The sequence below is a fragment of the Bacillus sp. GbtcB14 genome (assembly GCF_019091205.1).
Taxonomy (GTDB): domain Bacteria; phylum Bacillota; class Bacilli; order Bacillales; family Bacillaceae_G; genus Bacillus_A; species Bacillus_A cereus_AG.
On the sequence record NZ_JAGXJT010000006.1, the window covers coordinates 218,251 to 242,647 of the forward strand.

The window sequence follows — 24,397 nt, forward strand, 5'->3', positions numbered from 1 at the left end:
ATACTCTCCCCTTATATAAGCTGCAAATATTCATCAATGTCTTTAGAAATTTGAATAAAAGCTTTATTCCAAAATTCATAATTTCTTATATCTATTTCAAAATATTTTTTCATAAGCTCTTCCACTGGAGCTTTTCCTGTATCTCGTAAAAACTCTTTATATTTCGGATGGAAAGTACTTTTACTTTCTTGAGCCATCTCTAATAAACTAAAACTAGCTAAATAACCAAATGTGTACGGATAATTGTAAAAAGGAACATCAGCTATATAAAACTGAACATATTTCATCCAAACAAACGGCTGATATTCTGATAATGCATTCCCGTATGCTTTTTCTTGCGCTGCTATAGATAATTTTTCGATTTCATCAGCACTTAAAGAACCTTCTTTACACTTTTCATAAAAATTCTTCTCAAATTGAAACGATGCTCGTATTGCCATTACATAATTAAAACAGTTTCTTATTTTCCAACTAAGCAATGACTTTTTCATATCTATACTTTCTGTTGTTTGAATTAGATAGTTTAAGAGTATCGTTTCAAAGAAAATAGACGCCGATTCAGCCGTACTCATTGGCAAATAATCATCTAAAAAAGAAGTAGATTGCTCAAAACTCATATTATAAAAATGCCAAGCATGTCCTAGTTCGTGCGCAAGTATCCTTACACTATCAATACTTCCGTCATAACGCATAGATATTCGTGATTCTTTTTCACTGAAAAAAGGAGCGCAAAAGCCACCTGGTGGTTTATTATCTCTCAGTTCCGCATCTATCCATCCACTCTCTATTGCATTCCGTGCAAATTCTGCTAATTCTTCATCAATATCTTTTAATGCATCATATATGTTTTGTACTGCTACTGAAAAAGGGATATTAACCTCATTATTTTCCTTTACAGTCATAAGTTCATGCCATGTAATCGAAGCTTTACCCTTCTTATACACATTTAAAGCACTTACTAATGTATCAAGATTTTCTTCTGTCGCATTCCACATTTGTAATAATACAGTTTCAGAAATACCATTCGCATGAAGGGACCCTGCTAAAATCTCTCTATCTTCTAATTCATTACTCTTTGTATTGCGTAATCTCCCAATTTGATTTAAGACAGTAGCGAAGATTTCTTTTTCCTTATGTAAGGCACTTGTTAATAACTCGAATACTTCTAATCTTTCCTTTTCATTATCGCTATTCATTGCAATATTATTTGCTTGGCCAAATGATAATTGTTTATTATTGTGCTCTATTTCTATCTTATCCCTTAATTGTATGTACATATTTTCCCATGCATGCAGTTCATCTTTTAATAACTTAGTATTATCGGAAGTTTCCACTTCACTTTGTTGTATTACTTGCTGTACTTCACTTTTCAGTTCCTTTACCTTCACAGTCAATATAGTATTGTTAGATAAAATACTTTCTTCAGCCGATCGACAATACAAATAGTATTCTGCTTTTTCAATAGCTTGTATAAGTTTTGAAAGAATCTCTCTATCTTTTGTTACAAAATATTGTTCTTTCAACCCCAATAGTGGGGTTAGAATATCCTCCATCGGATACAATCGATCTAAATTCCACCTAGCAATTTCTTGCATGTTTATAGCCGCCTCCTATTTTTACAAATAGTTACAGATATTTCTCCCAACACAATTATATATGAAATGATAAAATTTTAATATCTTTAAATATTTAGATTTCTATTAACGCATTTTTATTTATACTCATTTCTTCTGCTACTAAAACGCAAATAGCATAAACAGATGAATGGTATTGCTACTGGAAAAAGTATTAATTTCTAATAAAAGGAAGTCTTACCATATCAAACAATAATAATAGAATGGCAATAAAAAAGGTTATCCAAAAAGTATAGAATATACTTTTTGGATAACCTTTTACAATTTATAAGAATTTTTGACTAAACTTCTTTATAAATCCATTTTATTTTCAACTGATATTTTATAAAATTTCGCAGATAATTTATAAGAGCGATTTTCATTATAAAAGTTACCTAGTTCATAGGATAGTTCAGCAACTAAGCGATGTTGTTTTTTTTCTAATCCCACTTCAATTGCTTTTTGCATATTTTTCTCATATTCATAATAATCCCCACGTATTTTGAATACTTTAGCTTTCAAACCATATAGTTGGACAAATGCAATTGGCACATCATAAATCGATAAAAAATGAAATGCTTCATTCATAGCCTTATTAACATTTTTCCAATCTTTAAGTTCTATGTAAATCTCCAACATGTTTCGTAACGCATATACTTTTTGATCTTTCTGTGATAAAAATTCACTTAATTCCAAAGTTTTTTCGTAGTATTTAATAGCATTCGTATAGTCTTTCAAACCTTGATAAATTTTACCGTAATCATATGAAATGATAGGTAAATACTTTGAATCACCATTAGTATCCAAACTATTTTCTACTTGCTGTAAAATTTCAAGTGCCTTTTCATATAACTCATCCATAATATACAATATTGCAAGCATTAAAAGTGTATTTATTACGTTTTTCTGCATACCATTTTTTCTGTATATGTTGTAAGCTTTTAAGGCATACAAACGACTAATACTTTTATCTTTATAAAGCTCCTTATATACATGACATAAATTATAGTATATATGACCATGTTGTTCAGTTTCTTCTGCACCAAGTAAACTCTCAGCCTGTACATAAATATCATGAGCAGCACTGTAGTCTTGTTTATTATAAAAATACAAACCTCGAGCTTTTAAATAATAAATATAATCTTCAGGATCTTGCATTTCGACCTGACTTGGTATCATTTGCGAAGCTTGATCTATAAGCGACTTCACATATAACACGTTTTTTTGTCGGGCATGATAGTATATAAGTACACCATATCCCTTTAGTAATAAAGGGATTGAATCTACTTCACGAACGTATAATTCTAACAAAGATAAGTCAGCTTCTGTAATACTTTTATCTTTTTTATACTTATTACATATTTTAAAAATAGTAAGCTGTATCTCCTCGTAATTTCCATTTATAAGATAATCGCTCTTAAATTCTAACTTCTTAGAAACCTTTTTTATAAAAGAAGATGACGGTTTTATTTTTCCACTCTCTATTCTACTTAAATATGTTATTGAACATATTCCTGATACGAGCTCCCCCTGAGTTAATCCTTTATGCATTCGAACATGGCGAATACGTTCCCCTATTTCCATCTTTCTACTCTCCCTGCTTAACCATTTCATGCTTTTTACTAAATAAGCCATTATGTATTGCTTAATCTTTCATATTAAGAAAATGTATAATTTCACAAATGTAAAAAAATGTATCACACATTTTAATTTTACATTCATACTATGATTATTTCTAGATGGCTTGTTAAATTTTATGGTTAAAATTTGGGGTTTTCGTCCATTTTTTTCATGTGATTTTACTACTTGTTATTAACAAACACAGCATCATATACTTGAATTACGATAAACTTAATGAAAAGGATTTAACTACATGTAAACTATCATTCTTCATTTAGATAGTTATAGTTCATTACATTTACCTAGTACATAGAAGATATCTATTTTAATCCAAAAAATTAAATAAATTTAATAGATGAATTATTAATATCAAATCCTAAAAATTAGTTTGTCGAATTGTTTAATAAAAACGAAAGGATGATATACATGTTTGTAAGACTTAAAGATGAATCTTCACGAAAAATAGTAAGATATGTTGGAGGCGCTGCTTTACTTTTAATAATCGCTTCTTTCATTTATCAGTGGAAAAATGACTTAGTAATTGATCAAACTGAAAGATTCGGCTTTGGACTAGCGATTATCACTTTCCTATCTACCTTCTTACCTTTTAAAGAGAAAGTTAATAAATAATTACATATAAATTAGATTAAAAAAGGATTGATCAAAAGATCAATCCTTTACTCTACTTCATTTAAGAAGAACAATGTTAACGCGCCAGGTCCTGTATGCGCACCGATTGCTGCTCCAATTGTATTCACAATAAATACTTCACAGCCAAATCTCTCCGTAATTAATGCCTTTAATGCTTCGGCTGTTTCTAAGTCGTCGCCGTGTGTCATACCGATTGTTTGACCTTTTAGGTCTTTTCCGCGCTCTTCCATAATATCAACAATTCGGCTTAATACTTTCTTTTTCCCTCTTACCTTTTCAAGTGGTACAAGTTTTCCTTCATCCACATTTAAAATTGGCTTAATGTTTAGTAAACCACCGATAAAACCAGCTACTTTACTTAAACGTCCACCTTTCACGAGGTACTGTAAGTCAGCTACAGTGAAGATGTGTTCCATATGGTTCATTAGAAAATCAACACGTTTTAAAATATCTTCTTTTGATGCGCCGTCTTTCGCCATTTTAGCAGCTTCTAATACGACAAGCCCTTGGCCAAGCGAAGCACATTTCGTATCAATAATTTCTAAATCTAAATCAGCATATGTTTCTTTTACTTCTTCTTTAATAACAACTGACGATTGATATGTACCGGACAGTTCAGATGAAAAAGCTAAATATATACAAGGATTACCTTCTTTTGCATAAGAAACAAATTTTTCTTGGAAAGTTTCAAGTGAAGGCAATGACGTTCTATAAACTGCGCCTTCTCTCATGTTTTGCAATAATGTAACTGACTCTAATGTAACTCCATCTAAATACTCTGTTTCTGCTTCATCATATACACGGAGTGGAATTAAATCAATATCATATGCTTGCAGCAATTCTACCGGTAAATCCGCCGCACTATCCGTAATGATTTTAACACCCATTTTTAAACCTCTATTCTGTTATAAATATAAAAAATATAAAATAAAAATAGTACTTTTAAATTATATACGTAAAACTTAAATGAAGAAAGGAAAAGACTTTATATTGTATGCACTATTCTTCAAAACTTGAACTGTTATTAAAAATCATCTAACTTTAACCGCTTTACATTCTGTATAATACAAATATATCGAATTTTCCAAAGGAGTGATTCAAATGAGTATTCGGTTAGCCACCTCTAATGATTTAGAATGGGTTAATAATCAATATAAATCGATAGAGTTTGTACCAAGTGATTTAAAAAGAGATAAAGTTGCAATCATTACATACGACAATGAGTATGCAGGTGTTGGGCGATTAGTCCAAATAGATGAAGATACTATAGAAATGGGTGGGATTTTTATTCTCCCTCAATTTAGAGGCCTACAATTAGCTGGGGAACTTGTTTCATTTTTAGTAGAAACTGCTAAGAAATTGCAAGTACAAAATATATATTGTCTTCCTTTTGAGGAATTAAAAAAGTTTTATAAGAAATATGGCTATACTGAGGTCGATACTACGAAAGAAGTTGTTCATCCCATTATTCTAAAAAAATATAATTGGTGTTTGAATCATTATGATAAGCATGTTTTATTATGTAAGTTGTAAATGTGCTTAAAGAGAGCATATATAAAAATATAAATTACTTCCTATTAATTATATACTTTCCGACTTAAATAATAACCGTACTTTATTTGGTCACCATCAGCTTCTACAAGATATACAATTACTACATACGCTTCCTTTTACCTCTAGTCTTACTTTTGTGTCAAAGATTATTTTGTTTAAAATTACCTTAAATCGTATTCCAACAAACTAATCAAAAGGAAAACTCCTATATAATACAATTAAGTAATTAAAAGGAGCGTTATTCATGATAGATGTAGTAAGACTCGTTATCTTTATTGTAGTTGCAATTGGTGCCATTATTAACATTTACTTAGAATTTAATAAACCTAAAAAAAGTATATTCTCAATCGTTTTTTTATCAGTACTCTTAATCGGAGCCTCAGGATTAATTAAAGATATTTTATCTAAACTTTTATAGTTGCTTGATTAAAAATCACTGTGTCGTCAATAATGTACATAACATGATTGTATTTCTCCATTCCCCCTTGGAGAGGAGCAGTTAGCTTTTGCTAGCTGCTCTTTTATTTAAAACGAATTCATCTATTATCCACAAAATATGTATCATACGCCTTATCAAAAACGTATCCTAACTTTTCTGCTAGTTTAGCAGACGTAGTATTTGCTGCATCCCAGTTTGGATATATACCTTTTTCTAAACAATCCAAGATTAATGCCGCACTAACTATAGTTGCCAACCCTTTTCTTCTATGATTATGATCAGTCGCCACTTCGATTTCAATCCCATTATCATAAATGCTGTATGATGATGCACCGCATACAACTTCACTTTTGTATAAAATACTATACCCTATACCTCGGTTTAAATAATCTTCTACCGTTTGAAATTGACTTGTAAAATCTTCAGAGACCTTATGTAATGTAGGGTTATTTACGATATGTTCATCTATTCTTCCTAACTCGTATCCTTTTGGAAGCGCTGATATAAAAGATTGTAATTTTGAAGGATTAAAAACTTCCGCATTACGTTTGAATTTATACCGTAAAAACTTATCTATTTTTCTTTCGTAAAATGTTTCTAAACGCTTTTTCCACTCTTCACTATTTACGATTACTAACATTCTATCAGGAATGTTACGCAGTAATTCTTCTGTTTCTTTCACATTTGAATCCCCAGCGTAAAATGTGAAAATCCCTACGGTAACTTGCGCTACTGTTGGATTTTCAAGATCATTTACCCAAGCAGTACCCATATGTCCTTGTAAATAAGAAAGTAAAACAACATTATTGAAACCTTCGAACATAGTAACTAATTTTTCTCTCGTATGTATATTCGCTTCATATATCATTCAAATTCCTTCTTTCGTTAGAATCAATGTACCCCTACTTTTTCATAAGTCTGTTTATTCTACATATAAGCAAACGTTTACTAAACTCTATATAAATATAAATTTATTATAACATCTAATGAATAGTAATTGACTGTCCTATATAAAGGTTAACAGTTACTATACTTAATCATAATTTACAATCTATAATCTTTTATTATGTAACAACCCTCAACATTAGTTTGAGGGCTCATTTAAATACATATGTTATGACTCATTCTTATAAATATATGATTCTGTTACTCCATTGTTATATACTTTCGTTAATTTAACAACTGAATTATACGTATTATTTTCACTCATTATCATCTTTTTCATCTCTTCTATTTCCGTATTACCAGTCCCACTCTCTATTTTTAAACAGTTTGAAATGGAAAGATATCCGCTTGATGCCAAAATAAAAATATACGTAACATCAGGGAAATTTATAAATAGCAATCCGTAGTTTAAAGGATCTCCAGCTGGATGTGATAAAAGCAATCGAAAACTTAACAGTTCAGGAACTTGAACGAAATCTTTAGAAACAATCGCCTTACCGACTATAGTAATTTGCTTAACGACATTCCCAAGTTCATCTGTAAATTCAGTACATCTAGGTGGATTAATTGTTGCTGCTTGTAAAGATACATTTAATTCAGGATTATTAAAATCGAAAAAGATTGTACTCCCCTCTGTTAAACATTGTGGGCAAACATTTCCTAGCAAGCTAAAGTCCTCTTCGATATATTTAACTTTCGTTTTGCAACTACATACTTTTCCTATTCGGATTGCATCAATTCTCGAACAATCTATAAAGATAACCTCATCGCCCTCTTGTACGAATGATACAATTCCTTTCCTCTCATTAAATGAAAGGAAATAGGATACAACAATTTCATTTCCGGCTATTACGATACTCTCAACTTTAGTAAATGGTTCTAGACTTTGTAAAAATTCACATATGCTTTTTTGGCAGCATCGACGATTTCATTTCGGCTCACAACCCACTTACACTCCATCCCTTCCCTATATGTTTTTATCTAATACATATAATATGAGCGGAATGTGAGAAAAGCTTGGACAATATAACTTTAACATAGGAATATAGTTGCCTAATCATAGAATTACTAATAAAATTACGCCAATAATGAGTAATAACACATAAATTTCCCTATAAATACATATAACAATTTCATCTTTCATGAAAAAAACGTTATAATGAGGTGTAGCCTCTACGATTACGTTATAAAGGAGATTAAAACAATGGCTAAAATTAAAGTATACCAAGCAAAAGAAGAAAATATGGAAACAGTAAAAAACATCATTGATGTTGAGGAACAAAACCCAACTGCTGAAAACTTACAAAGTCTATACGCATGTGTATTAGAAACTGAAGATATGGCATTGCCTGAATCATACATTGAAGAAGATATCTTAATTGATTCTATGGAAGTTATGGTTAACGCTTCTCAAAGCAAGCTAAGAGACTTAGGTACATATGATGTAATCGAAGTTCAAAACAAAGGTAAGAAAACACAAATTTTATTATTAGCAGACGAAGAATACGAAATTATCGACGGCTAATCCCGTACATACGAAAAAGCTCCCTTCCAATTGGAAAGGAGCTTTTTCATTACGCTTTTGATGTTTCGCTCTTATTATTCTTTTGTTGTTTCTTAATTACCATACGTTCATTTCCCATAAAGAAAATAAATACGAATGCTAAACCAGCTGGTACCAATGCCCACATAAATGTTTGAACAATTGAACTAGATAGAGCGTCAATAATTTTATCTAATATTTGCGTTGGAATTTGAGATCTCGCTGATTCTGATAGAATAGCTCTTGAATCTCCTAAAGCGTTTGTATTCATTCCTCCGTTCATACCTTTAAATGCTTCTTCTAATTGATCTTGGAAACCGGTTCTTTGAATCATTCCGAAGATTGTAATACCTAGTGTCATTCCTAATGAACGAATGAAGTTACTTGTTGAAGTCGCAGAGCCGCGCTGTTCCATACCGAAGTTGTGAATAGCTGCCATACTTAGTACAGAGAATGAGAAACCTACTCCGAATCCGATAATAATCATATAAACCGTTAATAATGCACGACTTGTTTCTGGCGTTAACGTGCTTAATAAGAAGAGTCCAATTAGCATAATAACCGCAGAAATGATCATAATGTTTCGGTAGCTAAGCTTCGTCGTTAAAAATCCACCTAACTGGGCTGTTACGACTGATCCTAACATCATCGGTAAAAGTAATAATCCTGAGTTTGTTGCGGTACCACCGTATACACCTTGAATAAATAACGGAATGTACACAGTTGCTGACATAAACGCAGCTCCGTAACATAATGCAATAATCGTACTCATTCCGAATAAACGTTGTTTAAACATTTCAAATGAAATGATCGGTTCTTCTACTTTACGTTCAATAAAAATGAATGCAATAATTAAAATAGCGAATCCGCCAAATAAACTTAAAATAAAGTTAGAATCCCAATCATACTTTTGTCCACCTAGTTCGAGCGCAAACATTAACGAAACTACTGCACCAACTAAAGTAATTGCACCAAACCAATCAATTTTTTGTTTTCTATGAACTCGTGATTCTTTATAAAAGAATGTAATAAAAATAAGTGCTAAAATGCCAAGTGGTAAGTTAATATAAAATACCCAGTGCCAACTAATGTAATCTGTAATATACGCACCAAGTAACGGCCCGAAAATACTTGATAAACCAAATACCGCTCCGAATAAACCACCCATTTTCCCGCGCTTTTCAGGAGGGAAAATATCAAAAACGATAGTAAACGCGATCGGCACTAATGCCCCGCCGCCAATACCTTGAATCGCACGATAAATACCTAACTGTGTAATATTTTCAGCAGTACCACAAAGTGCCGAACCAATCATAAAGACGATTAAACCAAAAATAAAAAATCTCTTTCTACCATACATATCTGATAGTTTACCGAATATCGGCATACCTGCCATTTCTGCGACCATATAGGCAGAAACGACCCATACAAAGTTTTCAAGGCCTCCTAAGTCACCAACAATCGTGCCCATCGCTGTTACGACAATGGTATTATCCATTGATGCCATTAAAATACCTAGCAATAAGCCCGCCACAACAAAGCCGAGCTTATTATTCTTCTCAACCATAACCTTGCTCTCCCTCGTACTACTTATATTTGTTTATGTTCTTTTACAACTGCATTACCTTTTTGGTTAAAACTAGTATGATATTCTACAACACTAATTTCACATCCTGGACCAATGGTAACGTTGTTTCCTCTTACTACTTCAGCAATCGTATGCTCTAAATATATCTCATCCCCTTCAATGATAGACGTTTGGAGACTTCCTGCGTGACTTGTAAATGGAATGAATCTCGCTTTTTTACGAACGGAAATCTTCTTACCACCAATTTCTCTCACTTTACTTCCTTCATAACGAAGTGAAATTTCAATATTTTCAGCATTAAGTAATCCATCACTTTCAAGGCCACCCGTTAGTGATAATTCCTCTACTTCAATATCTCCTTTCACATTTAAAGCACCTTTCACATCTACGAAATCACCAGTAAACTTCCCTTTAACTTCTATCATACCTCTTACTTTCGTTTTTTCAATATGAGCATCACTATTCATTTGTGTATTTCCATATACTTTTACATATTCCGCAGTTACATTTCCTTGTACTTCACTATCTCCATACACAACATAATCTTTTACTTTCATATTACCTTGTACATCACTCGTTCCGTACGTTTTAAATTCATTACAACTCATATCATTAGAAATCGTTCCTTCGCCGCGTATCTTCACTTTGTTATAATCCCCGCCTGCTGAACTACCAGAACCATTGACCGTAAGGCTATGTTGATGTTCCATATTATTTTCTCCCTCCCATTAAACCTGCTTAATCTCTTTTACATTTGCGCTTTTATCGACAGTAAGAACACCCGTATATTCAATGAGTTCAATCTCACAGTTCGCTCCTACTCTCACATTGTTTCCTCTTACCGTTCTTATGTGAGCATAATCAATATCAATATTGTCACCTTCTAATAGTTCAGCCTCTAACTGCACACCAAATACTGATTTAAAAAGTCTACTAAAAGTACTTAGTCTATGTTTTACTTTAATCGTTTGACCGCCAATTTCTTTCGCTCGACATGTACCGTGAATATTAATATTGATTTCATCGGCGCTTAATAATCCACCAATTGTAAATTGTCCTTCTGAAGAAAAAGTATCTACTTCACAATTACCGTCAATTGTCGCTTGACCATTGACTTTAAATTCTTCACCAGTGACATTTCCACTTATCGTACCTTTTCCTGCAATTTTTAAACTGTTCACCTTCACATCTTGCGTAATTGTTGCCTTCCCATCAATTCGCATCGTTTCCGCAATAACTGTACCATCAACTTTACCTGATCCACTAATTCTTGCATTGCTACTTTTCAAATTTCCAGTAACGGCACCGTAACCGTTACATTCAAACTGGTCACAATCAATATTTCCATTAACTGTCCCTTTTCCATTTAATTGCACTTTATGAAACTCGCCGCCATTCGATGAACCGTAACCATTTATAATCAAATTATCTGTACGCATACTTTCTCCTCCACTACAACAGTTTCGTTTTTAATGCTTCGGTATATTTCATAATCGCTTCGCGTAAAACAATTTTGGTTCCTTTTTCAAAAATTAAATCATCCACGTTTGAAACTAAGAAACATGTAGAAATCCCTAACTTTCGAACGATGATTAAATCACAAGTTTTATGCTTAATCGCTTCATAATTTTCACGTAAAACTTGTAAGACCATTTTTCCTTCTTCTAAACTAATCTCTCCTGATTGTAGTAATTCTTCTAACATATACACATAAAGAATATCTACAAATTGAAACTCTGTTGTTTTATTCGTTTGTTCTATGAAGAATTGTAAAACTGGCTCTGATGCAATCCCTTTACGTAAGACGTCTTCCTTTGTTAAAAGGATTTCTCTTACACTCGGTGAAAACATATTCGCTAGTTCATCAAGAGATAAATCTTCTTTCATCGTTTGGATTTTATCAATACGCTCTAATATCTTTTCTTTCGGAAAAAATGTCTCTTGACCTGTGAATGTTGACTTTCGTACAAACCAATCTTCCGGTATTAAATTTTTTCTTTTCCACCTATATAACTGTCCGTATGAAATACCAGTTAGTTCTAATAAATCTTTTTTTGAAATTAAATCTGTACTCAACTGTATAACACTCCTTCCTGATAACAATGTAACATAACACTGTTACGCTGTAAATAGACTTTTATCACAAGTAGCGTAACAATGTGTAAAACAACCATATTTCACAAAAAAAAAGCGTTCTCACGCATTCTATAAAATGCGTAAAAACCCTTATATATCAACATGTAAACCATATTTCATAAAAATCAATCCACCCTTGTGAATTAATCATTATATTTTGTACTTTTTCGTGAGAAGTTACTTGTTGTTTGTTCCGGTATAAAGGAATAATATGAATTTGACGTAACAAAATGTTCTCAATATCGCGTAACAATGTAACTCTTTTTTCTACTCGTTCTTGTTTAAAATACGGGGACAACGTTTGATGAAAGTCCATGCTGCTTTGTCCATGAATAAAGCTATTTTTTGTAAGGAACATATATAGCAGACTATCTTCAATTCGTTCGCTAATAGTTGCACTATCATGCATCATATCAGCCCTTTGTATCGTACTTATTTCTAACAGATCTTCTATTTCAAGAAAATTAGTGTCTACACGAATCCCGTACTTCGCACATTCTTTTTGTATCCATTGTGTATCTTCAACGTGATCTCGTCCTGTAAATGTGTAGAGTTGTAGCACTTCATTATGATACGTACTCCTTTTAATTAACCTTTCGATATCTTCCTCAATCTCTACTATGCTTTCATTCGCCAATATTAGTTTCTTTGCCACTTCTCCACGTTCTCCGCCGAGTTCTTGAACAATTTTATCGCCATGAATAATTTTATGTAGCGCTTTTCGAAACAACTCATCTTGCATTGGTCCTTCTTTTACAAGATTGCACGTTACATATGTCACGTTCGATTCAAGCCGAGACAGCTCTTTATTTGGCTTTTCTTTATCTTTATACTGTGCCTTTACTAACACGTCATACGTATTTACATTTTTCTCTACATTCATTAGTTCAATTCGGTCAAGAAAAGGTCTTTCACGATAATATAAATCATGCACTTCTAATACGAATAACTGTGCATTTTTCTCACGTAATATAAAAGGACCTGTACCAATAAAGCTTCCTGCTTCATCTTCATTTACGATAGAACACTGTTCTGCACTTAGCATATGTAAAAACACACCATTTTCTGTATGTAATTGAATTTCAACAACAAATTCATCCACTGCACGGAAACTATCAACATGTTGTAACATCCATGCATGTGGGTTGTTTTCTGCTTTCATAAATCGAGTCAATGAATGTATAACATGTTGTGCAGTAAGTCGTTTTCCATTATGAAGATAAACGCTTTTTCTTAAATAAAATGTCCAAACCTTTTCAGCAGCATTATATTGCCAGTGAAAAGCAAGTCTAGGTTCTATAGAATTTGTTTCCTCATTAACATATACGAGTGTATCAAAAATATGTTTAACCATATGACATTCTGAGCGCATTGTAGCGTAAACCGGATCTAAAGCGATGTCCAAGTTCATTTGTACTTGCAAACGAAGTACATCTTTTCTTCCTTCAAGTGTCCGTTCTATTTGATGACCAAATATGGAATCTACCCAAGCTTCATACTCTTTCTTTACTAATGGAAATTGTGAGCTGTAGCGTTCCACAAATGAAATTCCACTTTTCACATCCCCTTTTTTCGTTAGTTCTTTTCCTCTTTCTAAAATTAGTGGAATTGGTTGCTTTTGAAATATTAATTTAGAGCGATTCCCTCTCCCGCGCCCTGGAAACCAAGTGATCCAATGTAACTCTTCTAATTTTTTTATAATTAATTTACTATTACGCTCCGTACAAAATAATGTTTTTGCTATCATTTGTACTGTTACTTCTAATTGTTCTCTTTCTTGCCTCTCTTTACCATAGGCACACCATAGTTCAATATATTGATCTAAAATAAACATCATATTCCCCCTAAAAGGTGAAAAATACTCCCTATTCTTTTTACCCTTTTTCCAATTCTCCTTTCATCTTATCATTTCAATATAGAAAGGAGGAAATAATATTGAATCATCTCTTATTACGTTACAATAAACCAATCATCATTAGACTGTGCGGTGAATTATTAACTCGAACAACAGAATCAATGTTAGCTATCATTATGATTATTTATGTTAATAAGATGCTAAACGGCAATATTATGATGACTATGCTTATTTTCGGGTTACAACCGCTTTCGGACATTATATTTACACTTATTGCTGGAAGAGTGACTGATAAATATGGGCGTAAGAAAATTATGTTACTCGGCTTATTGCTACAAAGTGTTGCAATCGGCAGCTTCATCTTTGCTCAATCCGTTTTTATATTTGCTTTGTTATATGTCATAAATGGGGTTGGCCGTTCCTTATATATTCCTGCTCAACGTGCACAAATAGCTGATTTAACAAAACAAAATCAGCAAGCAGAAATCTTCTCTCTTCTGCAAACGATGGGAGCAATAGGTACCCTAATCGGCCCTTTAATCGGTACTATTTTTTATAAGACTCACCCTGAATATGTATTTACAGTGCAAAGCATTGTACTTATAGTATATGCAGTCGTTGTTTGGACGCAGCTTCCAGAAACCGCTCCGGCAATGGCGACACCAACGCAAAAGCTTGAAGTATCATCTCCAAAACATTTTGTACACAAACATTACGCCGTATTTGGACTTATGGTTTCTACACTTCCTATTAGCTTTTTTTATGCACAAACTGAGACGAATTATCTTATTTTCGTGAAACATACTTTTCCAGATTTCGAACTCATACTCGTTTTTATTTCAACATGCAAAGCTATTATGGAAATCTTTCTGCAAGTTTTCCTCGTGAAATGGTCTGAACGATTTTCCATGGCGAAAATCATCATTATTTCTTATGCCTGCTATACAGTAGCTGCACTTGGCTACGGGCTTTCAGCAACAATCACGTCACTATTTTTTACATTACTCTTTTTAGTCATTGGTGGAAGTATTGCTTTAAACCATTTACTTCGATTCGTTTCAGAAATCGCTCCTTCAGATAAACGTGGATTGTATTTTTCAATTTACGGCTTACATTGGGATGTATCTCGAACGTGCGGTCCTGTACTTGGTGCGGTTTTATTAAGTAAACTAAACGGTAGTATGCTATTTTATATTTGTGCTTGTTTCTTAATAATTGGGGGCATTATTCAAGCTCTTTTTGTTCAAAATTTAGAACGTAATAAAATAAATAAAGACATTTCAGAGCATACTCCTCATGTTTTATAGGCTGCTTTCCTCATCCTTTTAACAGTAAAAAGAAGGCTATCACAAAAGTCTTGATGATCTTTGGTGATAGCCTTCTTTATTACCCTGCCATTTTATTTATACTATCCTCTGGCGAAAATACCGAAATATGATTTATCTTACCCGTCGATTTTGGAATGATAAATTTCAACTCAAACTGATTGTTTACTTTATATACATATATTTTATCTTCACCATTTACTTTAACTGAGTTTGGTTTTCCTAATGCCTTTTCAATTTCTTGTAATGTAATTGATTTTAGCTCTGCATGATAGGAGCGTACATCAAAAACTTGTGAACCTTTATTAAAACCGAAAGTAACATTTTTATTTGTAAAGGTAGCGTACATTCCGTTTCCTGCTTGTTCCGTTTTGTCTGCTTTCCCCCACGCTTTTTCTATTTCTTCAATATCTCCTGTATGAGCTGCAAACGGAACGTTAGGTACTTTTCCTTCTTTCGCTAGTTCAAACAAACCTTTAACGTGGTTAATTGATTTTTGATTTATTACTGTATCTTTCGTGCTTGAATCTGTCTTTGGTTTTGCTGATCCTTCATTATTTGATTTTGCATCATGTTCTTTCTTTTTTTCAGCAGAATTATTCTGTTCGTTTTTACTATTTTCCGTTGTTGGGTCTGTATCCTTTTTTTCGTCCGTCCCTTTACATGCTACTAATGTAAAGATGCATGTAAAAGCGAGAAATAACATACCTATCTTTACATACACTTTCATACATTTCAGCCCCCTATCATAATCTTATTCATTTCGATAACCAATTCATTACATCTCTTTTCAAATTGTGTTTGTTCCAAAAAGTAAATACTTCACTCTCCCCCGATGCTTGTGCAACGTATTCTACAAAAGCTGTTCCTAAAAAATAACTAAGTCGGTTGTATCCAAAATATTGTCCGCCAGATAACCGAAACCACTCTTTCTCTTTTTCAAACGTCCATCCTTCTATATAATCATCCAAAAAACGTTTCTTTATATGTTCTTCATTTTCTATATAATATTGCAACCAACGTCCACCCTCATTGTCATATGAGTAATACACTGATTCATTTAAACCTTTCATAATTTGTTTTGATAAATACGTTGCAACACCTTCGCGATACAGATTAACTGTCGCATCGGCCCAATCGGCTTTCCCCCAGTCCATTCCATCATTTTGTAACATAACATTATGATATATATGTCCAATTTCGTGAGCGACAATAACACGAAGGTGATTTAAATCAGGAGATAATTTTTCTGCTGCGAAAAACAAGTCTCCAATAATTTCTCTTTCTACAAAAGCATTAGAGCCAAAGCCTCCAACAAATATATGGAATTTCATATTTACATCAAAGTTATATTTATAAAGATATTCGCTCGTTATCTCATGAATAATAGCCGGTAATACTTCTGCAATGATACGAATATCTTTTATTTTTTCGGGGTATTGTTTAATAGCATTAGAAAGACGTTCTCTCGTTTTAGGACAATGATACTTAAAGTATTCTTCAAATATCTCTGGATGCGAAGTAAAGTATTGATTAAGAACTTCTAATTCTACATCGTCACTTTCCCACAATTTCAAAAAACTTGGAATTGTATTATTTATCATTTTTCCCATCTCCTTAATATATCCCTTCTCGCCATTTACACTGTAATCCTTCCTTAAAAGTAGAAAAAGCAACAAAGAAGATTCATCCTTCTTTGTTGCTTTTTTGTTTAGTCAAACCATCTATCACCATCAGAAATCCATTTACCATTATGTAAATCATAACATTCATCATAATAATGAAAAAAGCTGCCCAAAAAGGGCAGCTTTACATATGTATTTTTACACTTCGATTGACTTACCGTCTTCAACAATATGATAAAGTAAGTGAGCTAAATGATGAATTGGGCCATATTCTTCCTCTTCCTCATCTGTTTCACCGTGGAATTCAAGATCATTTAAGTATAGTGCTAAAAATTGATAGTATAGTTTTAAATCAAATCCGTAGCACGCAGTTGGCTCTTCATGATCCCCTTCGTATTGTAACATTAAGTATTGATCATTACCTTCTGTATCTTCTGCGTCAAAGAATACGAAGAATCCAACGTTTGTATCTAAATCAAATAGATGACGAGTACCTTTTTCTGTTGCTTTATTGAAGTCCTCTTCACTTAATTTATGTACTGTTGTCGCTTTAGCATTATCTTCTTGATGGAAATTTACTGTAAATGTTTTCAATGTTGACACCTCCTGATTGTATAATACTAGCATAACATATAAAAAGGACTGCTTACAAATGTAAACAGTCCGTACATTCATTTCCGCATTGCTCGTAATAAAAAGCTTACAATGAAAATTAAAATAATCGCACCGATTAAAGCTGGAATAATTGCAAACCCGCCTATTACAGGGCCAAAACTACCAAGTAATTTCGTACCAATCCAAGAACCGATAATACCAGCAATAATATTACCAATTACGCCACCTGGTACGTCCTTTCCAGTAATTAAGCTTGCAAACCATCCTAATATACCACCAACGATTAAAGACCAAATCATATGATAACCTCCTTTAAATTTCACAGATCAAAATATAATTAGAAACAATTGCTTACCATTAGTTATGTTACATTTTTCATTAGTTATTCATACAGAGCAACTATTAGATTATTTCAAAATAATGAATGACCAGTTTTTGACTTACGGTTGATACATTTCGTATTTCACATATTAGGGACAGTCAGGTTTCAATATGGTCCGCATAAACTCTTCTTTAAAAGCCGGATAGTTAAAACCAACTGCAATTTTTTGAATAGGCCTATTATCAAACGTTGTCGGCTCAGCTATTTTTCTAAAGTCTGCCACACTTTGTCCTCTTGTTACGTCATTTGTCGTACTAATCCAAACTGCAGATTTTTTGTATTCAAAAATATCATCATTTATAAATGAAATGAACGGAAGTAAATCGTGAATCGGACTTCCAGCAATACCCGGGTATTCTTTTTTATAAAAGTTTTCATAATAAAAATCAATCATGGGTTTAATAAGCTTCGCTTGCCCTGTTCCTTCTTTATTAATTATATCCACCATTTCAGGAGTAATGAGGGCTCCTTGCGTTACATTTAACGGATAAATAGTCGCATTCTTTGCGTACTTCATTACAATATTTGCGGCAATTGGATCTCCATAAAAATTAGCTTCTGATACAGGAGTAACGTTACCAGGAAATAAAAAAGCACCGCCCATAATATAATACGAGCATACCTTATCCATTACATTTGGATATAATAAAAATAGCGTTGCCAATGTTGTTAAACGTCCGGTCGCTACGATAATAATATCTTCTGGACAAGGTTCAATTAATTTAATTAATTCACAAAAATTTTCCCGTTTACAAATCCTCATATCAGGTGGAATAATTGGACCTAAACCGTGATCTCCATGAATTTCAGGAAAGAATAAAGGTTCTTCTGCTGTCATCGGTCTTGCTGCACCCTCAATGATTTTTACTTCTGTAGCATAGTATCTTTCTAAAAAATACACATTTTCCGTTACGATTTCTCGCGATACATTCCCATATTCAGCAACAATACCTATAATATCTAATTTACATGTTTTATTTGCATAAATTAACGCCACAGCATCGTCGATACCAAAGTCTCCAAAAAAAATGATTTTCTTATTAACTATACTCACCCCTCTTCAGCATAATCTACTATTATTATTATGTGAAAAAGACAAGGCTGTGAAACGGTGCAAACTAAAAAAGCCGCCTATTTATTGGCGACTTCAATCTTTTTATAAGACAAATATGCTAGTACATTTTTACTTGAATCATATTTTGGATTATTCCCTTTTCTCGGTTCTCTCGTATGTGTTTTTTCAAATCCAGGAATATCCGGCATTTTCTCCATAAATTCAAGCATTTCTTCTTCAGTTCCTTCAATACGTACGCGAATCATTATTACATTTCCTCAATTCTCATTTTCTCTGTTACTAAGTATACCGTACTTTGAAAAGACTGCAAGAAATTTATCTTTTTAATGTCGCGCTTTTTTTACATATAAACAACGCCATTTCGGTATAAAACGACTTGATTTTATTATTTTCATATTGAATGTTGAAGAATTCTTGCATTTCAACTGATGTTTTCATCATACATTCTGTTAACTTCACACGCTTTTGCAAAGGTACATTCATCATATCGCACCACCAATCAAAATCAAATTTCTTGTCAAAAGTAAGACATGACTGCATTTGCAAACCATTTTTTTCTAACAAAGTAATCCATTCTGTTTTTTTCAGCGCTCGTTCATGACTCGGATCCCGCTTTTTTTCTATAAAATTATAAAATGTATCGTATTCATTATTTTCTGGTGAAACATTATCTATTAAAATAAACAATCCATTATGTTCTAACGTACGATTTACTTCATATATAAACTGAGCTGGATTCGTAAAATGATGTGCTGCAATTCGGCACGTAATCGTATCAAAAGAACTATCGGAAAACGGTAAAATTTCAGCGTTTCCAGCGACAAAAGATACATTTTCATGTCCATTACTTTTTATAAAGTTTTTCGCATTCTCTAACATTTTTTCTGTTAAGTCTAAAGCAACTACTTCTTGGAACAATGGAGCTAATGCATTCGCAACATGTCCTCCGCCAGTAGCAATATCAAGAAGACGTTTATTATGACGAGACTCCACTTGTTGAACTACATATTGTAAATCCGGTCCTTTTGCATGAATTTTACTTTTTACATACTTTTCCGCATTATTACCAAACTGTTGTTTTACAAGCTCTTCTTTATTCATTTTATCATCTTCTTTCTATTGTTATTTACATATAGGATTCATGTAATAATTAAAGTTCTCTTTTTGTATTTTCAAATCCTCTTTTCAGCTTACTTCTTATCATATTGTCCTATCATCAACATAATATAGATTTTGCGTTTTATTGCTAAACAAAAAAGGCTACGGGAACTTGTCCCCTAGCCTGACTAAATATTTATTACATTTTTACTTTTTCATATACATCTATATAATATAAATCCTCTTTCAACTTCCTAATAACGTCTACTTCGTTATAAGTAGCCTCACGAGCATGTAAACCAGATTGATCCATGCCAATCCATATCCATCCAGGTGTATGATATAGAACATCTATGTTAAAATACTCTAATTTAGTAAGCTCCGATTTTATAAATTTATCTTTATTCGCGATTTGTTTATCTATTAAACCATATTCTTTTCCATTTTCCAATAGCGATATAATTTTCCCTACAATCGGATGTTCACGGACAATAAAGTGATATTCCTTTTCCTCCACATTCGCCACAATCAAACGAGAATCAGATAAATCAGACCCTAAATTCGACATCTTTATTTATTCACCTCCTTTATGGGTTTCACAAACATAATAACAAATGAATATTCAAATAAAATTAATGTAATGTAAAAAATAAAAAACTGACTCCTTTTTAGAAATCAGTCTTTATATTTGGATCATCTGTATACTTTTACAAACTATTATAATGTTTCTTTTTCCTCATCATTCCCGGAAACTAAATTCCCAATAGCATCAGCTGTTACTTCTACTACAAATTCACAAATACCTGCTACTACTTCTCCGATTACTTCATCCATCTTTTTACCCCCTTATTTTATGTAACTTATTTGTAGTATAGAAGAGATTGATGAATGTAAACTATCGAAAAAGGTGACATAAACCTTACAGAATTGTAAGCTCTTTCATCCCTTTACTTACCCCTTTGAAACTCCAAGTATTTTTAGCAGACATATAGGCCATCATAATATGAAGCAAGTAATAATCAAGTGTCAGGAGGCGTTTAATATGTATTACGTAAAATTAATTAAAGGTCAATCTTTCTACGCTTTTGATCATCGTTTCTTAGTGTCTGAAGAAGAAAAGGTTTCAGAGAAAATCTATAATTACTTACGACGTAATGAATTTTTTGAAGTACGTAAAGAAGAATATTCTGCTTAATTACAAAAAGCATTAAGAAAAACATCATCTTATTGTGATATATTCTTGATGCTTTTATGTAAATTACTTCTTTTCAACAATTGTTGTGTACTCTATTAAAATATTCTAGTATTTGTCCAAGCTAATTCATCACTGCTTTCATATTTTAGTATATGAGGAGGTGACGAACATGACTCATATCATTGATTACCAAGCTACTCAACCTATTAGTAAAACTGGTGAAACAACTTTTGCAATTCCAGCTTCTCCAGATAGAGCAATTCTTGCAAAAATCAAATTAAAAATTTCAAGAAGAGACGCACGTAATAATCGTGTGGAATTAATTGCTACAGTTGGAGTTGAAGGTATAACTGAGATTTCACAAGTTTTATTTCGAATTTTCCGTGATAACGTTGAAATTTTCAATACACAAGTAGGTATTGAATCAACAGATTCTGAACAATTCTACGCTCAAACATTTCAAGCTATAGATCAAGATTTAAACTGCGGAACTCATGTATATTCATTAACTGTAGAAAACCTTACTAGTGGTGCAAGTGCAGAAGTTGTTGGTCCTCTATCTTTTAGCGCTTTAGCTATTGGACAAGAGCGTAAATGTTGCTAAAAGAAATTAATGTTTAATTTTGTACTTGAGAAAAGCAAGACGTAGTTATACGTTCTTGCTTTTTTATATTTATCCTTACTCTCTATTAGCTTTAATCATAATTTTTTTACGTTTTGATTCACTTATTTCATCAATTAACACATCAAATTTTTGACAAATCAAAAAGATTGAATTCCACTCATGAAACACGTAATATAGACTCTGACTCTAAAAAAGTTCGTTATAAATAATACATAAAATAAGGAGGTTTTATATACGAGTTTTTCATTTTAAAAGACGGAGAGGTTTTATATTATGTGGCGTAATAAAAATGTTTGGATCGTTTTAATTGGGGAGTTTATTGCTGGTCTAGGGTTATGGCTTGGTATTCTTGGCAACCTTGAATTTATGCAAAAATATGTCCCTTCTGATTTCATGAAATCAGTTATATTATTTATCGGACTACTAGCCGGTGTTTTAGTTGGTCCTATGGCTGGTCGCATAATTGATCAGTATGAAAAGAAAAAAGTTCTTCTTTACGCTGGATTCGGTCGAGTTTTAAGTGTTATTTTCATGTTTTTCGCTATCCAATTTGAAAGTATCGCATTTATGATTGCATTTATGGTTGCTCTTCAAATTTCAGCAGCATTTTACTTTCCTGCATTACAATCTGTAATTCCACTCATCGTACGTGAGCATGAATTATTACAGATGAACGGTGTACATATGAATGTAGGTACAATTGCTCGTATTGCGGGTACTTCACTAGGTGGAATTCTTTTAGTTGTAATGAGTTTACAGTATATGTATGCCTTCTCAATGGCAGCGTACGCTTTATTATTCCTCTCAACTTTCTTCCTACAATTCGAAGATAAGAAATCAACAACACCAAGTAAACAAGCTACAAAAGATAATAGCTTTATGGAAGTATTTCGTATTTTAAAAGGAATTCCTATTGCTTTTACAGCACTTATATTAAGTATTATCCCTCTATTATTTATAGCCGGATTTAATTTAATGGTAATCAACATTAGTGAAATGCAACATGATCCAACGATTAAAGGCTTTATTTATACAATTGAAGGTGTCGCATTTATGTTAGGGGCCTTCGTTATTAAACGTTTATCTGACCATTTCAAACCTGAAAAATTATTATATTTCTTCGCAGTTTGTACCGCTTTTGCACACCTTTCCTTGTTCTTTAGCGATATAAAATGGATGTCACTTACATCATTTGGTTTGTTTGGTTTTAGTGTCGGTTGCTTCTTCCCTATTATGTCGACAATTTTCCAAACGAAAGTGGAAAAAAGCTATCACGGCCGTCTTTTCTCATTCCGTAATATGTTTGAGAGAGTTATGTTCCAAATCGTTTTACTCGGTACTGGTTTCTTCTTAGATACGATTGGTTTACAGTACATGGTCTTAATTTTCGGTGTCATTTCATTATTAATTATTTTCATTTCATTATCTAAACAGAAACAATACGAAAAACAGCCTTCGCAATCTGCGAATTTATAACATAAACAAAAAGCATGGATTTAGTAGTATTAGATGAATCCATGCTTTTTGTTATATATAATTTAACACGTTTACTGAAATGATTTAAAGGAGTACCCATTTTGCTTTCGAATATAATATATAAATAAGGTATATAGGAGGCGCAAAATGTCTGATGGCATCCAGTTATTTATTATCCTTTTTGTTGTATTAGTTATGTTTAGCATCATAAACTTTTTAGCGATTTCCCTATCTCAACATAGCTTTAAAAGGAGAGTTCTGGCAGGCTTCATATTTTTACTGCTAACGCCTATTATTTTTTTGACAACTACGGCACTCACTTCTATATTCGATAAAACTGGTTTTGGAGCAATTAACCTAACTTCTTCCATTGTAAATGTGTATATTTTAAACGGCATTGTCATTCTTCTTTCCGCTTCATTTATTCTCAAAAAACAAAATATAAGATAGCACACTAGGCATGTATCTGTATTACATTAGATTCATGCCTTTTTATTTTAAAAACCTTACCTTCCCCCCAATTTTTATATGAAATTAAATAATTCTTTATAAAAATTTAAACTTTATTTATTACAATATACCTATCGAATTCGCACGTTTATTAAAAATGAAAAGAAAGGAGTACAAAATGAAAAAGGTTCTATTAATTATTCCATTATTCATCATACTACTTAGCGGATGTAGCAATAATGATATATACGGTTCTTGGGAAGTTGTTGACAACAAAAATGGTCTTTGCCCTGCATCTTATAAATTTGAAACAGTTGTAAAAGAAGAAAAGAAAGAAAAAATTGTTCAAAACTTAGTAGAGATGCAAACATCAAAGGAAAAAGAAGATTTATACAAAGGCTCATTTGTAAAGGATTCTAATGCGTATCACATTGATTATGGTAACTCATTTACATCGGATCAAACTATACAAGTTGTCGATGGCAAATTAAACGTATACTTTTATGCAGTTGAAAAATTATGTACATATAAGAAGAAATGATTACCCTTCATTTAAAACGCAGAAAATATTTTCTGCGTTTTTTTAT

Annotated in this window: 28 protein-coding genes; 10 read left to right on the forward strand and 18 right to left on the reverse strand. The window is 32.4% G+C overall.

All coding sequences use genetic code 11. The annotated features are described in order from the left end of the window. Positions 1-11 precede the first annotated feature (11 nt). A complete protein-coding gene (locus KVT31_RS19450) occupies positions 12-1,595 on the reverse strand; it encodes a M3 family metallopeptidase (RefSeq protein WP_088096691.1) in 1,584 nt (527 codons plus the stop codon). A 330-nt stretch (positions 1,596-1,925) separates the two neighbouring features. Continuing rightward, positions 1,926-3,197 carry a helix-turn-helix domain-containing protein gene (locus KVT31_RS19455; protein WP_088096692.1) on the reverse strand — a complete coding sequence of 424 codons (1,272 nt, stop codon included), beginning with the start codon at positions 3,195-3,197 and terminating at the stop codon, positions 1,926-1,928. Between the two features lie 462 nt (positions 3,198-3,659). On the opposite strand from KVT31_RS19455, the gene KVT31_RS19460 reads away from it, so the two are divergent. Continuing rightward, positions 3,660-3,863, forward strand: a complete 204-nt coding sequence (locus tag KVT31_RS19460) for a hypothetical protein (protein WP_000498066.1) — start codon at positions 3,660-3,662, stop codon at positions 3,861-3,863. Positions 3,864-3,910: 47 nt separating this feature from the next. Here KVT31_RS19460 and KVT31_RS19465 read toward each other — a convergent pair whose 3' ends face one another. Further along, positions 3,911-4,771, reverse strand: coding sequence for a DegV family protein (locus KVT31_RS19465; RefSeq protein ID WP_088096693.1), 861 nt, complete (start codon positions 4,769-4,771; stop codon positions 3,911-3,913). Between the two features lie 214 nt (positions 4,772-4,985). Here KVT31_RS19465 and KVT31_RS19470 point away from each other — a divergent pair, with 214 nt between their 5' ends. Together KVT31_RS19470 and KVT31_RS19475 are read left to right on the forward strand one after the other, a co-directional pair. Then, positions 4,986-5,417: a GNAT family N-acetyltransferase gene (locus KVT31_RS19470; RefSeq protein WP_088096694.1), complete on the forward strand. Its 432-nt coding sequence runs from the start codon at positions 4,986-4,988 to the stop codon at positions 5,415-5,417. A 265-nt stretch (positions 5,418-5,682) separates the two neighbouring features. After that, a complete protein-coding gene (locus KVT31_RS19475) occupies positions 5,683-5,856 on the forward strand; it encodes a hypothetical protein (RefSeq protein WP_088096695.1) in 174 nt (57 codons plus the stop codon). A 118-nt stretch (positions 5,857-5,974) separates the two neighbouring features. Here KVT31_RS19475 and KVT31_RS19480 read toward each other — a convergent pair whose 3' ends face one another. Next, positions 5,975-6,745, reverse strand: a complete 771-nt coding sequence (locus tag KVT31_RS19480) for a GNAT family N-acetyltransferase (protein WP_088096696.1) — start codon at positions 6,743-6,745, stop codon at positions 5,975-5,977. Positions 6,746-6,991: 246 nt separating this feature from the next. Beyond that, complete coding sequence (locus KVT31_RS19485; RefSeq protein WP_249276713.1) at positions 6,992-7,726, reverse strand: BC_2878 family exosporium-associated protein; 735 nt, start codon at positions 7,724-7,726, stop codon at positions 6,992-6,994. Between the two features lie 300 nt (positions 7,727-8,026). Here KVT31_RS19485 and KVT31_RS19490 point away from each other — a divergent pair, with 300 nt between their 5' ends. Beyond that, positions 8,027-8,347, forward strand: a complete 321-nt coding sequence (locus KVT31_RS19490) for a hypothetical protein (RefSeq protein WP_088096697.1) — start codon at positions 8,027-8,029, stop codon at positions 8,345-8,347. A gap of 49 nt (positions 8,348-8,396) precedes the next feature. On the opposite strand, the gene KVT31_RS19495 is transcribed toward KVT31_RS19490, so the two are convergent. The 5 genes from KVT31_RS19495 to KVT31_RS19515 all read right to left on the reverse strand — a co-directional run bounded on the left by KVT31_RS19495 (position 8,397) and on the right by KVT31_RS19515 (position 13,923). Continuing rightward, positions 8,397-9,932, reverse strand: coding sequence for an MDR family MFS transporter (locus tag KVT31_RS19495; protein ID WP_088096698.1), 1,536 nt, complete (start codon positions 9,930-9,932; stop codon positions 8,397-8,399). A gap of 23 nt (positions 9,933-9,955) precedes the next feature. Next, on the reverse strand, positions 9,956-10,663 hold the full coding sequence (locus KVT31_RS19500) for a cytoplasmic protein (RefSeq protein ID WP_088096699.1): 708 nt from the start codon (positions 10,661-10,663) through the stop codon (positions 9,956-9,958). An 18-nt stretch (positions 10,664-10,681) separates the two neighbouring features. Further along, positions 10,682-11,392 carry a polymer-forming cytoskeletal protein gene (locus KVT31_RS19505; protein ID WP_088096700.1) on the reverse strand — a complete coding sequence of 237 codons (711 nt, stop codon included), beginning with the start codon at positions 11,390-11,392 and terminating at the stop codon, positions 10,682-10,684. Positions 11,393-11,405: 13 nt separating this feature from the next. Next, positions 11,406-12,029, reverse strand: coding sequence for a YhbD family protein (locus tag KVT31_RS19510; RefSeq protein ID WP_087980731.1), 624 nt, complete (start codon positions 12,027-12,029; stop codon positions 11,406-11,408). Between the two features lie 157 nt (positions 12,030-12,186). Further along, positions 12,187-13,923, reverse strand: coding sequence for an ABC transporter substrate-binding protein (locus tag KVT31_RS19515; protein WP_088096701.1), 1,737 nt, complete (start codon positions 13,921-13,923; stop codon positions 12,187-12,189). 101 nt (positions 13,924-14,024) lie between these two features. On the opposite strand from KVT31_RS19515, the gene KVT31_RS19520 reads away from it, so the two are divergent. Then, a complete protein-coding gene (locus tag KVT31_RS19520) occupies positions 14,025-15,251 on the forward strand; it encodes an MDR family MFS transporter (protein ID WP_088096702.1) in 1,227 nt (408 codons plus the stop codon). A 79-nt stretch (positions 15,252-15,330) separates the two neighbouring features. Here KVT31_RS19520 and KVT31_RS19525 read toward each other — a convergent pair whose 3' ends face one another. From KVT31_RS19525 to KVT31_RS19560, 8 genes are all read right to left on the reverse strand, one after another. Continuing rightward, positions 15,331-15,999 carry a YjgB family protein gene (locus KVT31_RS19525; RefSeq protein ID WP_088096703.1) on the reverse strand — a complete coding sequence of 223 codons (669 nt, stop codon included), beginning with the start codon at positions 15,997-15,999 and terminating at the stop codon, positions 15,331-15,333. A 28-nt stretch (positions 16,000-16,027) separates the two neighbouring features. Beyond that, on the reverse strand, positions 16,028-16,873 hold the full coding sequence (locus KVT31_RS19530; protein ID WP_088096704.1) for a gluzincin family metallopeptidase: 846 nt from the start codon (positions 16,871-16,873) through the stop codon (positions 16,028-16,030). A gap of 219 nt (positions 16,874-17,092) precedes the next feature. Continuing rightward, the gene (locus tag KVT31_RS19535; RefSeq protein ID WP_140392474.1) at positions 17,093-17,488 is read right to left on the reverse strand and encodes a cytosolic protein; all 396 of its coding nucleotides are present in this window, start codon (positions 17,486-17,488) and stop codon (positions 17,093-17,095) included. A 77-nt stretch (positions 17,489-17,565) separates the two neighbouring features. After that, complete coding sequence (locus KVT31_RS19540) at positions 17,566-17,808, reverse strand: GlsB/YeaQ/YmgE family stress response membrane protein (protein WP_088096705.1); 243 nt, start codon at positions 17,806-17,808, stop codon at positions 17,566-17,568. Between the two features lie 171 nt (positions 17,809-17,979). Continuing rightward, positions 17,980-18,945: a nucleoside hydrolase gene (locus tag KVT31_RS19545; RefSeq protein WP_088096706.1), complete on the reverse strand. Its 966-nt coding sequence runs from the start codon at positions 18,943-18,945 to the stop codon at positions 17,980-17,982. Between the two features lie 77 nt (positions 18,946-19,022). Beyond that, positions 19,023-19,211, reverse strand: coding sequence for a YvzF family protein (locus KVT31_RS19550; protein ID WP_000621882.1), 189 nt, complete (start codon positions 19,209-19,211; stop codon positions 19,023-19,025). Between the two features lie 70 nt (positions 19,212-19,281). Next, on the reverse strand, positions 19,282-20,067 hold the full coding sequence (locus tag KVT31_RS19555) for a class I SAM-dependent methyltransferase (RefSeq protein WP_088096707.1): 786 nt from the start codon (positions 20,065-20,067) through the stop codon (positions 19,282-19,284). A 196-nt stretch (positions 20,068-20,263) separates the two neighbouring features. Continuing rightward, complete coding sequence (locus KVT31_RS19560; protein ID WP_088096708.1) at positions 20,264-20,632, reverse strand: hypothetical protein; 369 nt, start codon at positions 20,630-20,632, stop codon at positions 20,264-20,266. A gap of 474 nt (positions 20,633-21,106) precedes the next feature. On the opposite strand from KVT31_RS19560, the gene KVT31_RS19565 reads away from it, so the two are divergent. From KVT31_RS19565 to KVT31_RS19585, 5 genes are all read left to right on the forward strand, one after another. Further along, positions 21,107-21,259 carry a YqbF domain-containing protein gene (locus KVT31_RS19565; RefSeq protein ID WP_000291907.1) on the forward strand — a complete coding sequence of 51 codons (153 nt, stop codon included), beginning with the start codon at positions 21,107-21,109 and terminating at the stop codon, positions 21,257-21,259. A gap of 169 nt (positions 21,260-21,428) precedes the next feature. Further along, the gene (exsC, locus tag KVT31_RS19570) at positions 21,429-21,863 is read left to right on the forward strand and encodes an exosporium protein ExsC (RefSeq protein ID WP_088096709.1); all 435 of its coding nucleotides are present in this window, start codon (positions 21,429-21,431) and stop codon (positions 21,861-21,863) included. Between the two features lie 294 nt (positions 21,864-22,157). Beyond that, a complete protein-coding gene (locus KVT31_RS19575) occupies positions 22,158-23,360 on the forward strand; it encodes an MFS transporter (protein ID WP_088096710.1) in 1,203 nt (400 codons plus the stop codon). A gap of 147 nt (positions 23,361-23,507) precedes the next feature. Then, complete coding sequence (locus KVT31_RS19580; protein ID WP_088096711.1) at positions 23,508-23,810, forward strand: hypothetical protein; 303 nt, start codon at positions 23,508-23,510, stop codon at positions 23,808-23,810. A 178-nt stretch (positions 23,811-23,988) separates the two neighbouring features. Beyond that, a complete protein-coding gene (locus KVT31_RS19585) occupies positions 23,989-24,351 on the forward strand; it encodes a hypothetical protein (RefSeq protein WP_088096712.1) in 363 nt (120 codons plus the stop codon). Positions 24,352-24,397 lie beyond the last annotated feature (46 nt).

Bases quoted from the DNA above. Each gene is read 5' to 3' on its own strand.
- KVT31_RS19450 (WP_088096691.1), bottom strand. From the start codon at position 1,595: ATGCAAGAAATTGCTAGGTGGAATTTAGATCGATTGTATCCGATGGAG.
- KVT31_RS19455 (WP_088096692.1), bottom strand. From the start codon at position 3,197: ATGGAAATAGGGGAACGTATTCGCCATGTTCGAATGCATAAAGGATTA.
- KVT31_RS19460 (WP_000498066.1), top strand. From the start codon at position 3,660: ATGTTTGTAAGACTTAAAGATGAATCTTCACGAAAAATAGTAAGATAT.
- KVT31_RS19465 (WP_088096693.1), bottom strand. From the start codon at position 4,771: ATGGGTGTTAAAATCATTACGGATAGTGCGGCGGATTTACCGGTAGAA.
- KVT31_RS19470 (WP_088096694.1), top strand. From the start codon at position 4,986: ATGAGTATTCGGTTAGCCACCTCTAATGATTTAGAATGGGTTAATAAT.
- KVT31_RS19475 (WP_088096695.1), top strand. From the start codon at position 5,683: ATGATAGATGTAGTAAGACTCGTTATCTTTATTGTAGTTGCAATTGGT.
- KVT31_RS19480 (WP_088096696.1), bottom strand. From the start codon at position 6,745: ATGATATATGAAGCGAATATACATACGAGAGAAAAATTAGTTACTATG.
- KVT31_RS19490 (WP_088096697.1), top strand. From the start codon at position 8,027: ATGGCTAAAATTAAAGTATACCAAGCAAAAGAAGAAAATATGGAAACA.
- KVT31_RS19495 (WP_088096698.1), bottom strand. From the start codon at position 9,932: ATGGTTGAGAAGAATAATAAGCTCGGCTTTGTTGTGGCGGGCTTATTG.
- KVT31_RS19500 (WP_088096699.1), bottom strand. From the start codon at position 10,663: ATGGAACATCAACATAGCCTTACGGTCAATGGTTCTGGTAGTTCAGCA.
- KVT31_RS19505 (WP_088096700.1), bottom strand. From the start codon at position 11,392: ATGCGTACAGATAATTTGATTATAAATGGTTACGGTTCATCGAATGGC.
- KVT31_RS19515 (WP_088096701.1), bottom strand. From the start codon at position 13,923: ATGTTTATTTTAGATCAATATATTGAACTATGGTGTGCCTATGGTAAA.
- KVT31_RS19525 (WP_088096703.1), bottom strand. From the start codon at position 15,999: ATGAAAGTGTATGTAAAGATAGGTATGTTATTTCTCGCTTTTACATGC.
- KVT31_RS19530 (WP_088096704.1), bottom strand. From the start codon at position 16,873: ATGATAAATAATACAATTCCAAGTTTTTTGAAATTGTGGGAAAGTGAC.
- KVT31_RS19540 (WP_088096705.1), bottom strand. From the start codon at position 17,808: ATGATTTGGTCTTTAATCGTTGGTGGTATATTAGGATGGTTTGCAAGC.
- KVT31_RS19550 (WP_000621882.1), bottom strand. From the start codon at position 19,211: ATGATTCGCGTACGTATTGAAGGAACTGAAGAAGAAATGCTTGAATTT.
- KVT31_RS19555 (WP_088096707.1), bottom strand. From the start codon at position 20,067: ATGAATAAAGAAGAGCTTGTAAAACAACAGTTTGGTAATAATGCGGAA.
- KVT31_RS19560 (WP_088096708.1), bottom strand. From the start codon at position 20,632: ATGTCGAATTTAGGGTCTGATTTATCTGATTCTCGTTTGATTGTGGCG.
- KVT31_RS19565 (WP_000291907.1), top strand. From the start codon at position 21,107: ATGTATTACGTAAAATTAATTAAAGGTCAATCTTTCTACGCTTTTGAT.
- exsC (WP_088096709.1), top strand. From the start codon at position 21,429: ATGACTCATATCATTGATTACCAAGCTACTCAACCTATTAGTAAAACT.
- KVT31_RS19575 (WP_088096710.1), top strand. From the start codon at position 22,158: ATGTGGCGTAATAAAAATGTTTGGATCGTTTTAATTGGGGAGTTTATT.
- KVT31_RS19580 (WP_088096711.1), top strand. From the start codon at position 23,508: ATGTCTGATGGCATCCAGTTATTTATTATCCTTTTTGTTGTATTAGTT.
- KVT31_RS19585 (WP_088096712.1), top strand. From the start codon at position 23,989: ATGAAAAAGGTTCTATTAATTATTCCATTATTCATCATACTACTTAGC.